A 14634-nucleotide genomic window follows, 5' to 3' on the forward strand; every position below is an offset into this window, starting at 1 on the left:
ATTTAGTTGAGTTAATTCATAATCATGTCGAGCTTTTAGAATACCTCCATCTAATTTTCTTTGCACTCCACTGGCTGGCTTGCAATCGAAAGCCACGCTGCCTGGTAACCATTTTGATGGTCAGCGTTGATTGACGATATCTCAATGCACTTGCCACATAATTTTGAGACGTACTCGCTGGATACAGCTGGCGGTACTATCAGGTCTCTCGATCCTACAAATAATCTTTGCGGGATGGTCTTGAGTCGCTCCTTATATTGGAGCGGCGTTATCGGGTTGTTCAACGCTGACAGATTATTGAGTTCTGTCCAATAGACCGGATCAACATTCCCTGCGAGAGTTTGGACCTGACTTACGTCGTCTCGCATGCCGGCCAGGACCAACGCAACCGCCCCGCCACCCGAATGCCCTACCAGCTCAAACTGTTCAACACCGAACTCACGCTTCAGAGCATCGAGCGCTGCGTCCATTGAGGCCATGACATTGGAACTGAATCGGTCAGAGGTCCAGGTGGACACGCTGCAGCTTGGAGACATGACGAACTGACATGGCCTGGCCAAGTATGCTGCCGGTGTTGGATCGGCTGCCGCAAAGGAAGCCATCAAGGACGTGTGAGGGGTTGGGTCGGTGCTTGGCTGGCTGCTTGTTGCCCATGCATGGCCGTCCCCTTCTATGTACACCCTCAAATGTTTGTAGGCTCCCGGTGGGGGAACCATGGCTTGTAAGGTGTACTCCGGCGTCTTGAGCGTTTCGAGCCTAAACGCGGTACCACTGGACAGTTTGTGCAGATCCATTGAGCCTGCACATCCAAAAAGGGATGCGGCCATGAAACCCGCGATGAACAATCGGTACATAGTTCAATTCCTGTTGAGCGCCATTCCCGGCTTGCTCTCGGCATTCTACGTCTGACGTATTTACCGGGATTTGGGCCAAGAAAAAAGGCGGTCTGGGATGATCAGACCGCCTTCGTTTACACCAAGCCCGCTTTAGAAGTCATAGCGGATTTTGGCTGCAAAGGTATCAGCTCGAAAGTCGGTTTTATCCAGGTAGGTGTAAGAAGCCCCGACAGTTACAGCGCCGATGCTGTAGTCCATACCCAGGCCCAACTCGTAGCTGTCACGTGCCTGAGTTGCGCCGGAAGTCACGAACGGGTTGCCACCCAGGGTGAAGGTGCTGGTGCTGTTGGACTTGTCACCAATGAAGTCGTGATAGGCCATCAAGGTCGCTTGAGGCTTCAACGTGCCGTTACCAACTGGGAAGTCTTTGGCAACACGCACACCGGCACCAGCTTCGCCCACCTGCAGGCGCTGGCTACCAACGCTCAGAGCTGCGCTCGAACCTTTCTCGGTGTAGCCATCGATTTTGAGATCGGTGTAACGCAGGGCTGCACGAGGCTCAACCAAGACGCCGTGATCGAGGTTGAAGGTGTAGCCACCCAGGACGTTCAAGCCCAGCATATCGCTGTCGTAATCGCCCTTCGCAGTGGTGGAAGCGACCTGGCGTTTGGAGTCGTTATCCGCCTTGCCATAGGTCACGCTCGCATCCACAAAAATCGGACCGCGGGCCCAGCTACCGTAGGCAGTCAGCAGGTTCGACGATACGTCGGTGTTGCTCGACTCAGAGTTGACGGTGGTGTCCAGGTGGCTGAACGCAACACCGACGGTAGTTTCAGCATTCAACTTGCCGTCTGCACCGAGGATAAAACCGCCGGTGTATGCGTTGTAGCCAGCCACGCCGTTGCGATCGGACTGATCAGCATCCGAGTACAGGCCTTTCATCCAGACACCAGTTTCGGTCAGCACGTCACCGGAGGATTGGCCGCGAATTTGTTCGGAGCGACCGCTCAGCGCACTGGAAATCATGCTTTGACCGGTAACGGCAGCTTGTGTTGTGCCACCGTTTACGACAGGCGCCAGTTGCTCGGCAAGCTTGGCCAGGTCGGCGCCGTTTGCGCTGGTGAACGCTTGGAAGACGATGTCATTGGCGCTCAGTTTGCTCAACACTGAATCAGTGAATGGGGTCATTGCGTTAACCGCGTTGCTCGTTGCGCCGTGCTTCACGATCTCGTCACCAGCTTCGGAGCCGTTCAAGCCTTTGACTGTCGCGGTTACGGTTTGGCCGTCGACTTTAAAGCCCGAGATGTTGATCAACGCAGAGTTGCTGACAACAGTCAGGCCACTGTTTTCAATGGAGCCAGCTTTAACAAGTACGTAGGTTTTGCCCGCACTAGCGTCGGTGAAGTCACCTGGGGTCGCAGTCACACCAATTTTGCTGCCAGCGGCAAAGCTAGCTTTGCCGTTTACTGTCACGATCGGCGTGGTGGTGCTAGTGACATCGCGCAGACGGACCTGCAGGCTACCGCCGTTCTGCACAGCGAGGTCACCGGTAATGCGGCTGGCATCGGCGGCCATGTACAGGGTGTTGGTTTTCACATCTACCAACAGTGCGTCGATCTGGCTGCCGTTAAAGGTACCGTTGCCAGAAATTTGCACGAGCTTCATGCCCTTCATGTCACCGGTGATTACGCCACCGGTCCATTGCAATTGGGCTTGATGATTGCCGTTGATCGACGCGTCGCCACCTGAAATCGCACCGCCATTTTGGTGGATGATGACGTCCGCAGCGCCAGGAACGCCCGAGTTATCAATGTTGATTGCTGTGCCGGTGGAAGCGATGACACCAGTGTTCACAATACCGTTGGTGCTTTCAGAGTTGGCCACGCGGATTGCGACAGCGTTTTCGCCGGAGGCAGCGATATTGCCAGTGTTGTTAAGCGAGTTGAACGCGGTGCGATCGAGAACGATGCCGTTAGCATTTTTCCCCGATGCCAAGATGTTGCCTTGGTTAACGATGTCGTGTCCGAGGTTTACATTGCTCAGAGAAAGGCCCAGAGCATTTTCACCGTTGATGTTAATGGTGCCTTTGTTGTTCACGCTCCCACCAATGTTGCTGCGGGAGTTACCAGTTGCGCCATTGGACGATTCAACTGCAACGCCCTGGGCATCCTTACCAGTAGCGTTGATGGTGCCATTGTTGGTCAGGTCGCCGGCGACGTGCGAGTTGTAAAGGTAAAGTGCTTGCGGGGGCAAATCGATGCTTGGATCTGTGATGCCAGTTACGGAAATGGCACTGTTGTTGATCACGCTGCCGCCAACAATTAAGCCACCAGCGCTGATGCCCGCGCTACCGGCACCGGTGATAGACATATTGGCGTTGTTGACGAGGTCACCGCCAATAGTGGTCGGCGTAACCGTGCTGCCGTCAATCGAAGACGCGAAGCCGAGACCAGTCGCAAGTGGACCGTTCGCCGTGATGTTTGCGTTGTTTGTGAGATCGCCAATGACATTAGTGCCGAAAAAAATGACGCCATCATTTCCAGGTAGGCGAGTGGCGTAGCCACTCAGGGTCACGCTTGAGTAATTACCCAGCTCATAACCTGGCCATGACGTGCCGCTGACATCAGCGTTAAGTGGTGGCGCTATAACAGCGAACGCAGGGCTTGTAGCAGCAGAAATTGCGATGGCCAGCAGGGTTTTGCGCAGGGTGTTAGTGCTCACTTGGTGCTATTCCTTTATCGATTGATTTTCTGGCCAAAGGTCTGGATCGAATGCCTTTTAAGCCTTAGCGCTCAAGATCATAACGGCGCTAAATGGCTTTCCAAGTCAAAGTGCCACCTATTTTCCAGAAACGCCAAATCGTTGATTTGCGTAGGTGTTTTATGTTTTTTGTGGTTCAGAGGCAGCCGCAGGCATTTACCACAGCTACCGTCTGTCGCCAAAGAAAAAAACACGGTTTTCCCTTTTTGAGCTCGTTCACCGAGAGTTAGGCTGGGAACAGATCCGAAATTTAATTCCACGGGCGTTATCGGCAGGTTGAGTTAAAGCATTAGCCCTCCTCCTCTTTTTTATACGGCCCTACATTTGGTCTTCCTGGCTTGAATTAACCGAAATTGATTGCCTGCACCCTAGGGAAATTCGGGTCGCCATTTCGCTACGCCGTAAACCTTGGTTCGGATACCCTTTGTCCGCACAGAGAGGTAAGGCCCTTGGGGGCACTTGTGTTTGAGCCGATCTGCGAATCGATCGAGCCTGGAAGTCCAGGCTTTCAACTGGCCACGGCCTTATAAGGATTTCCAAATGAGCAAAGTCTTGATCGTTGAAGACTCACCCACGGACTCGTACCTGGCACAGAAATGTGCGAGTGAATTGTTCGACGAGGTCCACGCAGTCTTCAACGTCGACGACATGTCCAAGGCACTGGTGTCCTTTCGCCCGTCTCTTCTGATTGTCGACTTGAACCTTAACGATTGGAAAAATGGAATCTCGCTCATCAGTGAAATTCGGGATGCTGAAGAGGGTAACGGCCGCATGCCCATCATCGTGTTATCCAGCAGAAAAACACCTGCAGATAAATTCCATGCGCAGCAGGCAGGAGCTTCGGGCTATCTGGTGAAGCCGATCACAGTTGAAGCGTTGCGCAATATGGCCATTCAAATTGGAGTTTTGGTAACTGAGCCACAGACCGCCGCTGCCCATAGCTGATTATTCTTCGAGGACTGCGCATGCCGCTCTCTGATGTACTGGTGCACTACCCTGCTTTCTTCATTGGCACCATTGGATTACTTGGCCTTGTCGTGGGGAGTTTTCTTAACGTCGTCATACATCGCCTGCCGATGATGATGGAGCGAGAATGGCGGCAACAGGCAGCCGAAATTTTGGATTTGGAATTAGAAACCCAGTCTGGCGTCTTCAATCTCGCGGTGCCTCGCTCAAGGTGTCCTAAGTGCAATCACCAGGTCAGGCCATGGGAGAATATCCCGGTAGTGAGCTGGGTTCTCCTTCGTGGCCGCTGTTCTTCATGTAGCGATTCAATCTCTGTGCGTTACCCACTTGTGGAATTGGCGATTGGGCTTATATCTGCGGCTGTCGCGTTCAAATTCGGTTATGGGGTACCGTGTTTTGCCGTGCTGCTTTTAGTCTGGGCATGCGTTGCCTTGGCCATGATCGATATTGACCACCAATTTCTTCCCGACTCCATTGTTCAACCTTGGATCTGGCTGGGATTATTGGCTAGCTATTTGGGGATGGTAACGAGCCTTGAGAGCTCCTTCATTGGGGTCGTCACCGGGTACTTGTCATTTGCTCTCCCCGCTTGGCTCTATTCCAAAGTGGCTGGTCGAACTGCCATGGGTGCTGGCGACTACAAAGTCATGGCCTTGTTTGGTGCCTGGCTTGGATGGCAAATGTTGCCAGTCATTTTCCTTTTGTCATCGATTGCGGCGGCTATTTTTGGGGTCATCTTAGGGCGGCGGCGGGATGAGCCCTACCCGTTCGGCCCCTTTATCATTGTCGCTGGGTTGGTGGCGCTTTTCTTTGGGCATGACCTTTACGCTTGGTACGCCCATGCAAAGGGAATCCGCATAGACGAAGCGTTCTTTAAGTGAGCCCACAGCCGCCTTGTGTCGGCATTTGTTGATCGATACGCACAAGGCATTCGTGTATTCAAATGACGACCTTCAACCCGCTTTTCATAGCCCTACTGCTTCTTTCAGACCAGCGGATGGCCATGCGTTTGGGTGTCGAATAGTCGTTACGGTTGACGTATCACTGCCTCCAGAGGATAGAAGGATGGAAGGAACGTTCTATTGCACAAAGTGCGGAACATCAAACGCGGCAGACGCAAACTACTGCTTCAAATGCGGACAACCAGTCACAAAAGCGCAGGCAACTGACGGTTTAACTGAAGGGTTCTCCCAAACGGATCAATCTCCTCCAGGCCCTGAGAATTTTCAGGGTAATGACCCAGTCTTTCAGGGGGCGACAGCTAAGCAGTCTCGCGAACCACGGTCGTACAATTTCATCGCCAAGCACTGGCGTGGCGGGTACTCGCTTGGTATCGCGTATTGGTTGTTCGGATTCCTGCTTGCAGCCTTCTTGGGCTTGTTGTCTGTTACCTTCGTCGCGCTCAGTGATTCCCTTCATTTACGCACCCAGCAGCAAGGCACCCTGCTTTTGGCCTTCTGCGCTTTTTACTTAGCGGCGTCAATTTGGCAGCTCGTTGGAGTGATGCGATCAGCGTCGGCTCACGTTTCGCGCGGCGGTAAGCGATTTTGGGCAGTAACGGCCCAGGTGATGGTTTGCCTTGGTGCATTGCGTCTGCTTTCTGGTTTTTTCATCAACGATCTCCCGCTAATCCGCGAAGGGATCGATATGGTCAGTGGTACGGACAAAGTCCCTCCGTACTCGCTGCGCCTGATGCGCAACAACACTGAGTTAGAGGTATCTGGTGGCATTCCCATCGGTACCACGGATGCTGTCCGAAACATCCTTGATACCTCCCCGACGGTCAGAGTCATTTACTTGAACAGTGCCGGCGGACGAGTTGCAGAGGCCGATAAGCTGGCCAGCTTGATCGCTGACCGCAAGCTCATTACCTATACCCGCACGAGCTGCGCCAGTGCGTGTGCCTTGGCATTTCTCGCAGGCCGTGAGCGCTACATAGGGGAGCAGGGGCAGATTGGCTTTCACAGCGCCTCGGTGAACGGGGCCAGGGTAAGTGACGACCTGAACGTTAACGCCAGTTTCAAGAAGGCGTTGACACGTGTAGGAGCAACCTCTCAATTCATTTTGAAGGCAACCTCCACCAGCCCTTCGGACATGTGGTTCCCGACTGTTGACGAATTAACGCAGCAAAACATCATCACCTCGGTGGTCGACTCTCGTTATTACGGGCTATCGGGTGTTTCGGATTGGCGGGACGCCAATTCGATCGAAAAGTCGCTGCTGCTGTCGCCTGTATATGCTGCGTTGTCGACCTACGATGCGAGCAACTACGCCAAGCTGAGAAAGACGGTGGTTGATGGTGTGCAGGCCGGCCGTTCAATGGCTGAAGTTCAGTCAGATATCCATGTGCTGATCTCGACATCTATCGTGCCGAGCTACCTGAATCGTGCTCCGGACCAGGCGCTGATCCGATACTGGCGCTCGCAGGTCGAAGAAATGAAATATTTGGGTAGGACCAACGCAGACCAATGTGTAGCCTTCATTGGCTTGAACAATAAAATCCCAACACCTGACCTTATGTCCAAGGTCCCGAAGGATCTTACCAACGAGGATTTGGCGGCCCTAACGGACGTGATCAAGCAAACGGCGGCGAACCCGATGAAGGCCCAGCCCTTCTCGACGTACACCAAAGAATTCCAGGGCATTCTCTTGGCGATGATGAAAAAGGACCGTCGCTCAGTGGAGGTCATTTCAGCCCCTGAAAAATTTTCACATGACCCTGCAATCGCTTGCGCAAGCACGATCATGCTGTATGACGCCATCCTGTCTATGAATGATGCGAAGAAGGCAGCAGGTCTGCTGCGGAGCATGGCTCAAGAATCTATGCGCTGAGCATGCGGTGCATTGCCAAGGTGGGTATGGTCTGGCCTGAGCACAACCATTATCGCGTTGTTGCTGCTTTCCCAATGCCCGTGTCGGCTGTTCCCGCGAGCTGTCGCCCGCGCTAATTCCATCGCAGGTCAATCGACTTTCGGTTCCAGTTTCGCGTCTGGCACTGCCGCAACGGCAGTGGCCAGGCGCAGGCTTTCCTCCAGGCTGGTCAGGGCCCTTGCCAGTTCAGTGTCCAGTGATTTGTTGAGTTGCATCTGCTCGTCGAGGTTCTGCTTCAACGACTGGCTGTCCAGTAGGGCCATCCGTAGACCCTCCTGAAGGTGTGTGCGCTCATTGTCGATGCGGGTGGCTTGTTCCAGTAGTTGATCCTGACGGCGGTTGCTTTGCTTGAGCTGCTCCTGCAGCACGCTCAACTCGCGCAAGGTGCCGCGGTTTTCGGTCAGCAGGCGCTCATTGTCGCGGTGCAATTGAGTGATTTCATCCTGGCGCACCAGCGCGCTTTGCTGCGCCTGCCGCAGCTCCATCTGCAGCTGCTGCACCTGACCCTCATGACGACGCTGCTCCTGCTCGCGCTGCTCCTTGACCGCGTTGCGGTAGTGCTCCAGCGCGTCACGCGCATGCAGATGCTTTTCTTCCAGGGAGCGGATCTGCTCGTCCTTGTCCTTCAAGCGTAATTCGGAATCGGCCAATGCCTGGTTCAGGCCGGCATTGCGGGTCTGTTCACTCTGTAATATGCCCCGTGTGTCGTGCAGCGCCTGGGACTCCTGGGTCAGCGCCAGGCTTTGAATCTCGTACTGCTGATGCAGTTCGGTGTTGGCTTTCTGGGCGTCCCCCAACTGCGCCTCCAGCACCTCGCGTTGCTGCTCGAACTGCTCGCGCGCCTGGTCCACAGGCTCTTGCGCCTGCTCTTTCAAGCGCTGGGCCAGCCGCGAAACCAGCGCCATCAGCTCGTCGTTGATCGGCTCCATCGGTTCGGATTCCTCGCGCACGATGCTGTCATCGAGCTCCTTGAGGTAGCGATGAATCGTGGTTTTCGAACCGGTGTTGCCCATCTCGATCCGTACAGCATCGATGCTGGGGTTTTCGCCGCGGGCGAGGATCGCCAAGCGTGCCGCTTGCACTATTGCCTTGTTTACACCGCCCCGGGCCATTGTATCTCCTTCAATTTCGTGGTGTGGTATGTACTGTGATAGTACACATCGTACCATGAGATTTTAAAATTAAAATGGAGACCATTTCTATCGCGGGATATACTGGGAATACCCCGCCCTATACCCTATTTTTCGATTTTTCACCCGTTTTTCAGTACGCATTCATTCGAGACTTGACCCCATGAGTGATCTGGATCGTTACCTGCAGGCCGCAACCCGCGATAACACGCGTCGCAGCTATCGGGCGGCCATTGAGCATTTTGAGGGGACCTGGAAAGGCTTTCTGCCGGCCACCAGTGACAGCGTGGCGCGTTACTTGGTCGCCTATGCCAATGAGTTGTCGCTCAATACCTTGAAACTGCGCCTGACGGCGCTGGCGCAGTGGCATAACAGCCAGGGCTTTCCCGATCCGACGAAGGCACCGATTGTGCGCAAGGTGTTCAAGGGTATCCGTGCCCTGCACCCAGCTCAGGAGAAGCAGGCAGTGCCATTACATCTGGAGCACCTTGAGCAGGTGATCAGTTGGCTCACACAAGAAGCACAAACCGCCTGGGCTCAAGGGGACCGACCAGGGTTGTTGCGAGCCAGGCGAGATACGGCATTAATTCTGTTGGGGTTTTGGCGCGGTTTCCGCAGCGACGAGTTATGCCGCTTGCAGATCGAGTACGTGCAGGCTACTGTCGGCGCGGGCATCACCCTGTACTTGCCGCGCAGCAAGAGTGACCGCGAAAACCTCGGCCAGACCTACCAGACTCCGGCATTGCAGCGCTTGTGCCCGGTGCAGGCGTACATCGATTGGATCAGCGAAGCCGCGCTGGTGCGCGGGCCGGTGTTTCGTGGCATAAATCGCTGGGGGCATCTGAGTGAGGAGGGTCTGCACGCCAACAGTATCATTCCGTTGCTGCGTCAGGCACTCGGGCGTGCGGGGATCGACGCAGACCTCTACACCAGCCATTCCTTGCGTCGTGGGTTCGCCTCTTGGGCACATCAAGCGGGTTGGGACTTGAAGTCGTTGATGAGTTATGTGGGCTGGAAAGACATTAAGTCAGCGATGCGATATATAGATGCGGAACCAGGCTTTGGTCGGTTTACCAAAGTTCCGAAAGTTGGTAATGATTATGGTGTTGAGACTATTAAGGGCGAAAAATAAAAAACCCGCACCATTGTGCGGGTTTCTAAAGTTTAAATCTCTTAGTCGTGACAGATCTGATAAAAAATTACGACCCCCAAGTCGCCTGCGCACGAAATATTTTGCCGAGTCATTTCAGCACCTGCGTAATAAGTTAAGCCATTATAGATTGCCGCAGGGGAACCGTTGATATCGGGTATTCGGTTAGTTAACGATACCCCGTTCAGATATACCCCGGAGCGAGGGTTCGATTCACCGCCTCCACGGCATGCTGATTTATCACCGATATAACTATTACCTGTGTACAAACACACAGGGCCGGTAACAAGAGTTCCGACGTTCGCCTGTGAGATGCTCACAACAATTGCTTGAAATAGTGCGACTGGCGCACCTGTATTGGTGATTGCACCTGTTACCACGCTCTGAACCCGGTCTTGCCGGTACTGGATTTGCGTCTGCCAACAATTGGACCATTGAGTAAACCATGTGCCTGCAGGAACAGTCGAAGGATCTGGTGACCAGCCTGAGCAACTGTAAACCGATCCGTAGTCTGCCCAGGTAGTATAAGCGGATGGATACGGTACTAATTTGTCTGTGAAGGGCACATAAATTGAGCCCGATCCACCATAATCCGTGGAGGAAGCGGTAATGGTGGTTCCGCCGATAGTGTGTGACGATGTAAGTATGACTGAGGTATTACCATTTGCATCAGTCAGTGTAACAGGCGCACTCACCGTACCATCTGTGGAGGTCCAGGTGATCTTAACGCCAGCTTCAACCGGGTCGCCGTATGCATCGGTTACAGTAGCGTTAATGGTTGACTGTTCTCCAATGGCCACAAGTTGAGCGGGCGTGGCGGTAAGTTTAATGACAAGATCTAGCTCGCAGGAGTTCCAGCCAGAGGCATTGCTATCACAGACTAGATTTACCCAACCATTTCTACCGGCTGCGGATGTTCGAATTTCTTTCCATGCGGCTGACGCATTCAGCGGCACCATAATTACAAATAGCGCCACAGACATTAATTTTAGGTACGCAGCGAATCCTACATTCCGGGCAATCCCTGAAGTACTGTTCTCATTTGCAAACATACAGTTTCCCCGCTGCATCAAAACCCATTGAGCCCTTTGGATAGTTACCGCATCCCGCACCTGATGAAACTGCGCCAGTGTTCCAGCTAACGGACTTGACCCAGATCCCGCCTTGACAGGTAAGGGGCTGTCCGCTGGTGGTCCGGCTGGCAAGGCCCGCGGTGGTACAACCTGTACCTTCAGTAGCGGTGGCGGTTAGTTGGATAAACTCGCCAAGGACAGCACGGCCGTTAACGCCCAGCGCTCCTGCAGTAACTTGGCCGCTCGCGGAGACAGACACAGTGTCGAGATTATTCGCACCGGTGATGCTGTTGTTTGCCATGCGGATGTCAGTGCGCATGGTGTTCAACTCAACGTTGGCTTGAGCAGTTCGCGATAGCTTGTCGTCTAAAGCAGGTTCACTGCCCGGGATGCCCACTGTTGAACGAATGGTGTGAGCAACCGCATCAGTAACTTGGGTGGCCGGCAGGCCGTTCGCGACAACGGAGTCCCAATCCTTCACGATGTTCTGGTCAACACTGAACGTCGATGCGGTACAGGATGTCGAAATCGGAGCGTTGTACTTGTTCACCGTACCGACCCCGGCTAGGAGCGGTGGCGTGGTGCCCTTCAGAACAGTCATCGCGTTCGCGCATGTGCCGGTGTCCGGCCACTGCCCTGTTTGAACACGGTAAGCGCGTGCTGCGTCGAGGATGGTCTGCGTTTCCTGGATGGTGACGTTCGCCCGGCGATCGTTGAGTTCCTCGACGTAGCTCGGTGAAGCCAAAATCGCGACCGTAGATGCAATGGCAAGTGCGATTGCCAATTCGACGAGGGTGAAGCCTCGTTGTTTGATGCGTCCTGCCATACTGAATAGCCTTTATGACCCATGAGCGGATTTAGGTCATTTATGCTTGCAAGCCCCTCCCCGTACAGCAAACCAAAACGTGGGCTGTTTTTTCCACGCCTGCGAATTTCTCCTATCCACTGCTCAAAACCTTTTGCATAGGGCTGAGCCCCACCCCGATGTTTTGAATTGCTAGCGAAAACATTTGGAAGGCGAGGGTCAGGTGCTGGGCAGCAGGGTATGGCGGCTAGTCCATTGAATTTTTAGGCCCCATTTTGAATGGCCTCCGCGAACCTCGGTGAACACAATGAGCGCGTTAGGCATATCGCCTGCCGCCTATGAAGTGGCGTGAATTCACGAAGGTTGATGGATAGCTATGCAGAAAACACTCATCGATTCAGTTGAGTCAGCTGAAGAAGACATGACGGTCAACGTTAAGAGAACCACGTTGGTCACCGTCTTTCTTGTTGCGCTGGCCATCCTGGCCGGCACGTCATTTGTCGCTCTTTATGCTGCATACAAGGCTATGAGCGCCGCCAACAGCCTAGATGAGCAATGGCAGAACCAGCATGATCGGATTCTTAGGATCGAGGCCAGTTCAGTCCAGGCAAGTGCTGATGCTGCCACCGTTCAGTCTGAGCAGAAGCGTCTCGACCAGGCGTTGAACAAAATCGACAAGGAAATGGCTGAAGTGGCCCAATTGGCTCGCCAGGTGACTGCCTACCAATCAGCGAAAGACGCTATCGATGCGGAGAAAAATGAGGGCCAGAAAAAAATCGCTGACGCCCAGGCTGAGGCAGCGTTGCAGGCAGAGGCAGCAGAGAAGAAAGGCGCGGAAAATTTCGACAAGTTGGTAGCTAACCGCCTTCATCAGCGATGGATACGCCCCGGCACCGCGGTGACCGGATCGAAAGCTGACCTCGATGTGTTCTTCGCCATGGATGGAACCATCACGAATGCAGTTATCGCTTCTACCAGTGGCGTTAATGATGTAGACCAGTCGATTCTGAAAGCTGTTGCAGACCTGGGGAGGATTCCAGAAATGGGTACAGTATCCAAACTGATCTGGGCTAAGTACCTGCAGCAGCGTCGCATCACGTTCCAAATGTAATCTTGCTCAGCGCGCTCAGATGTCAGTAGGGTTCTAACCGGCAGCCCCTTTGAGGTGGCTGCCTGCGAATAGTGACTCTTCGACCTCTACTGTCTCGACTCGTGGCCAAGCGCTCACAGTTCCGCAGGAATGCTTGGTACAGCCTCGCGTGAGCCGACATAAATCTTGACCATGTCTATTCCACGCCTCAGTGAGTGAGCCATTCAATACTGCGGGCCGTCGCGCAATCACCAGTCTGAATCGGAAGGTGGCGACCGGAAAATCTAGACCCCATTTTGGATTTTGAAAGCCGGAGGTGGCCGCTACCCTGTCTGCACGTTCAGAAGAGGTGCCCCTGGTGAATCAAAAGCAGATTGCGTTGTTATTGTGCTCAGTTGCGGCGGTGCTGATAGCCCTGTCCAGTGTCGCGATTGTACGGTCGGAGAGTCTCCGCACCGAGGTTGAGGCTAAGCTTGAAGCGCAACAAAAGCTGCTCGACCAGCTGACGAACAATCAGCTCGCGATATTACCCCTGCTGGACCCTGATCGTGGAGCAAAACCCTCTGCCGCTGACAATGCTGCGTTTGAATCTGAGCCGGCTTCCGCGACTACGGGTGACGACACGCGTGCAACGCTTGGAGAAAAATCTGCCGATGAGTCAGCAGTCGACGCCAAAAAAACAAACTCTGAGCCGCAGCCTGATTCTGAGTCCCGCGACCCAGGCCCGGGGTTACTCCGTTCTCAGCCGCTGACCGATACAGCAAACCTTGCATCGGATGACACAATTCTCGCTCTTGCGAGCCCAGTGACACTGCCGGCGTCTCCCTCACCGAAAATGGTCGTCATCCGGGGTGATGCTTCAGCGACGATTGAAAATGCACCAACAAAGAAGCCGCCATTTCTTGAAAATGTTGATGAGATATTGGTCCAGAAGATCGTTTCACAATGGCATCGCCCTGAAGGCGCGCATGACGGTGCATCCGTTCGTGTCAACATAACGATGGAGAGAGATGGGCGCTTGAAATCCGCTAAGGTGATCAAATCGAGCGGCAACAAACAATTTGACCAGTCTGCAATCAACGCAATCATGGCTGTTCAGAAGGTGCCCGAAATCAGTCAAGTGTCCGATGACACATTCAGACGGCTGTACAAGGAACGCACGTTGGACTTCTAAGAAGCTCCTTGGCACCGTTCTAGCGGGATCATGCGCGGTCGACCAGTTCAGCCCTAATACGGGATAGCCGGTTCGTTGTGCTAGGCCTCATCCACTCCCTCGCCCGCCCTCGCTGATTTTATCAACCGGTGGGCATGCATTGCCCACTTCAAATATGCGTCCAAGCGTTGTTGAAACATCCTACCGGGCTTCGATTTAGAATCACTCATCTCAGCGATAGCTCGCTCAACTGCGCAAAGGCTGATTCGAAGAACCAGGACCTCACGGATCTTTGCGATTTTCTCCTTGGCCCTTGCCGGCGTTAAGTGTGCAAGATCAAACAGTGGCAGAGATCTGTAACTCTGAGTCGTGAGGTTTATCCCGTTCCACGCCAGTGCTGCCATCCATCGGTCCTTCTGAGGCTGCGCAACATGCTTTCCACATGAGGTACAAGTGACGGTCCAACGCGGTTTATTTTTGCCAGATATGGCGCTCTGAATTTTTGCTGTCGAGTAGCAGGTATCGCATGTTGCGGGCGTTACATCGAACGGATCATGGGGACCAAAGGCCAGCACTGGACTATCCCTGTATTGTTCGTTTGATGTGAGTTGTTCGAGTATTTCTTTGCGCCTAGCGGTCATTTTCTGCAGTTTTTCAGCATGCAAAATATCAAGCATTCAATGCATCCTTGCCTTGTATAGCCGACTCCAATCGGTCGTTTATTACGATTTGCAGGCTATGAGAGTGTTCGAAAGGTGATGCTTCGAAACATCGAAGCTCAATGGATTTTGGTGCTGCAA

General features: G+C 53.7%; 12 protein-coding genes. 6 read left to right on the top strand and 6 right to left on the bottom strand.

The features are described from left to right. Nucleotides 1–50: 50 nt before the first annotated feature. Complete coding sequence (locus ACQKP2_RS13575; protein WP_427577112.1) at nt 51–854, bottom strand: alpha/beta fold hydrolase; 804 nt, start codon at nt 852–854, stop codon at nt 51–53. Between the two features lie 132 nt (nt 855–986). Continuing rightward, the gene (locus tag ACQKP2_RS13580) at nt 987–3557 is read right to left on the bottom strand and encodes an autotransporter outer membrane beta-barrel domain-containing protein (RefSeq protein WP_427577113.1); all 2571 of its coding nucleotides are present in this window, start codon (nt 3555–3557) and stop codon (nt 987–989) included. A 579-nt stretch (nt 3558–4136) separates the two neighbouring features. Here ACQKP2_RS13580 and ACQKP2_RS13585 point away from each other — a divergent pair. The 3 genes from ACQKP2_RS13585 to ACQKP2_RS13595 all read left to right on the top strand — a co-directional run bounded on the left by ACQKP2_RS13585 (nt 4137) and on the right by ACQKP2_RS13595 (nt 7394). Continuing rightward, entirely contained in the window at nt 4137–4541 is a 405-nt protein-coding gene (locus tag ACQKP2_RS13585; protein WP_427577115.1) for a response regulator, read from the top strand. A 20-nt stretch (nt 4542–4561) separates the two neighbouring features. After that, a complete protein-coding gene (locus ACQKP2_RS13590; RefSeq protein WP_427577116.1) occupies nt 4562–5443 on the top strand; it encodes a prepilin peptidase in 882 nt (293 codons plus the stop codon). Between the two features lie 184 nt (nt 5444–5627). Next, on the top strand, nt 5628–7394 hold the full coding sequence (locus ACQKP2_RS13595) for a zinc-ribbon domain-containing protein (protein ID WP_427577117.1): 1767 nt from the start codon (nt 5628–5630) through the stop codon (nt 7392–7394). 128 nt (nt 7395–7522) lie between these two features. Here the strand turns inward: ACQKP2_RS13595 and ACQKP2_RS13600 are convergent, their stop codons facing one another. Beyond that, the gene (locus ACQKP2_RS13600) at nt 7523–8545 is read right to left on the bottom strand and encodes a DNA-binding protein (protein ID WP_427577118.1); all 1023 of its coding nucleotides are present in this window, start codon (nt 8543–8545) and stop codon (nt 7523–7525) included. A gap of 181 nt (nt 8546–8726) precedes the next feature. On the opposite strand from ACQKP2_RS13600, the gene ACQKP2_RS13605 reads away from it, so the two are divergent. Beyond that, complete coding sequence (locus ACQKP2_RS13605) at nt 8727–9695, top strand: site-specific integrase (protein ID WP_427577119.1); 969 nt, start codon at nt 8727–8729, stop codon at nt 9693–9695. A 41-nt stretch (nt 9696–9736) separates the two neighbouring features. Here ACQKP2_RS13605 and ACQKP2_RS13610 read toward each other — a convergent pair whose 3' ends face one another. Beyond that, nucleotides 9737–10765 carry an Ig-like domain-containing protein gene (locus tag ACQKP2_RS13610; RefSeq protein ID WP_427577121.1) on the bottom strand — a complete coding sequence of 343 codons (1029 nt, stop codon included), beginning with the start codon at nt 10763–10765 and terminating at the stop codon, nt 9737–9739. Next, the gene (locus ACQKP2_RS13615) at nt 10752–11612 is read right to left on the bottom strand and encodes a prepilin-type N-terminal cleavage/methylation domain-containing protein (protein WP_427577123.1); all 861 of its coding nucleotides are present in this window, start codon (nt 11610–11612) and stop codon (nt 10752–10754) included. The genes ACQKP2_RS13610 and ACQKP2_RS13615 overlap by 14 nt, the downstream gene beginning before the upstream one ends. 355 nt (nt 11613–11967) lie before the next feature. Between ACQKP2_RS13615 and ACQKP2_RS13620 the strand changes: the two genes are divergently transcribed. Continuing rightward, the gene (locus ACQKP2_RS13620) at nt 11968–12702 is read left to right on the top strand and encodes a TonB C-terminal domain-containing protein (protein ID WP_427577125.1); all 735 of its coding nucleotides are present in this window, start codon (nt 11968–11970) and stop codon (nt 12700–12702) included. 337 nt (nt 12703–13039) lie between these two features. After that, nucleotides 13040–13855 carry an energy transducer TonB gene (locus ACQKP2_RS13625; RefSeq protein WP_427577126.1) on the top strand — a complete coding sequence of 272 codons (816 nt, stop codon included), beginning with the start codon at nt 13040–13042 and terminating at the stop codon, nt 13853–13855. 80 nt (nt 13856–13935) lie between these two features. Here ACQKP2_RS13625 and ACQKP2_RS13630 read toward each other — a convergent pair whose 3' ends face one another. Then, nucleotides 13936–14511, bottom strand: a complete 576-nt coding sequence (locus ACQKP2_RS13630; RefSeq protein ID WP_427577127.1) for a hypothetical protein — start codon at nt 14509–14511, stop codon at nt 13936–13938. Nucleotides 14512–14634: the final 123 nt, after the last annotated feature.

The organism is Pseudomonas sp. NPDC089569 (assembly GCF_050280625.1).
GTDB lineage: Bacteria > Pseudomonadota > Gammaproteobacteria > Pseudomonadales > Pseudomonadaceae > Aquipseudomonas.

Coding starts and splice junctions, on each gene's coding strand:
- ACQKP2_RS13575 (WP_427577112.1), bottom strand. CDS start 854: ATGTACCGATTGTTCATCGCGGGTTTCATGGCCGCATCCCTTTTTGGA.
- ACQKP2_RS13585 (WP_427577115.1), top strand. CDS start 4,137: ATGAGCAAAGTCTTGATCGTTGAAGACTCACCCACGGACTCGTACCTG.
- ACQKP2_RS13590 (WP_427577116.1), top strand. CDS start 4,562: ATGCCGCTCTCTGATGTACTGGTGCACTACCCTGCTTTCTTCATTGGC.
- ACQKP2_RS13595 (WP_427577117.1), top strand. CDS start 5,628: ATGGAAGGAACGTTCTATTGCACAAAGTGCGGAACATCAAACGCGGCA.
- ACQKP2_RS13600 (WP_427577118.1), bottom strand. CDS start 8,545: ATGGCCCGGGGCGGTGTAAACAAGGCAATAGTGCAAGCGGCACGCTTG.
- ACQKP2_RS13605 (WP_427577119.1), top strand. CDS start 8,727: ATGAGTGATCTGGATCGTTACCTGCAGGCCGCAACCCGCGATAACACG.
- ACQKP2_RS13610 (WP_427577121.1), bottom strand. CDS start 10,765: ATGTTTGCAAATGAGAACAGTACTTCAGGGATTGCCCGGAATGTAGGA.
- ACQKP2_RS13615 (WP_427577123.1), bottom strand. CDS start 11,612: ATGGCAGGACGCATCAAACAACGAGGCTTCACCCTCGTCGAATTGGCA.
- ACQKP2_RS13620 (WP_427577125.1), top strand. CDS start 11,968: ATGCAGAAAACACTCATCGATTCAGTTGAGTCAGCTGAAGAAGACATG.
- ACQKP2_RS13630 (WP_427577127.1), bottom strand. CDS start 14,511: ATGCTTGATATTTTGCATGCTGAAAAACTGCAGAAAATGACCGCTAGG.